Annotated in this window: 1 pseudogene; it reads right to left on the reverse strand. The window is 49.0% G+C overall.

Annotated features, from left to right (window positions below):
* Positions 1-416: pseudogene (locus tag EXE42_RS18780) on the reverse strand (DUF2254 domain-containing protein); the annotation flags it as partial.

Below are 416 nucleotides of genomic sequence, written 5' to 3' on the forward strand. Positions count from 1 at the left end.
GTACTACGTGTTCAACCGCTCGATTGGAATCCTCCTTAATTGCCGCCTCCCCGATCGTCCCTGCTGTCTCAGTAGATTGTATAGCTGTTTCAGTCAGTTCCTCATTAACCGCTTGCTCCAGAATCAGGGGGAGTTGGTCTTTACATACGTATTCTATTGTCTGATCAACTGGAGAGTCTTCTTCGGCTTTCCCATTCTGCTTGATAAGCGCTGAAACTCGGTCTCCGAAGATTGAGAGGCCTAGTGCGGAACTCGCCCGATCATGCTCTTCGATTGTGGAATTGATTACAGAGATAAGCGTCTGAAATGGATCTGGGTGAGCTGCGTCGTCGGCTGATAACTCAGCTTCTTCCAGCATCGATTTTGGCGTTAGCTTGTCTTCGATGTGCGATAATATCCCCTCGGGAGTCGTTCTC

The sequence above is a fragment of the Halorubrum sp. SP3 genome (genome assembly GCF_005435195.1).
GTDB lineage: Archaea > Halobacteriota > Halobacteria > Halobacteriales > Haloferacaceae > Halorubrum > Halorubrum sodomense.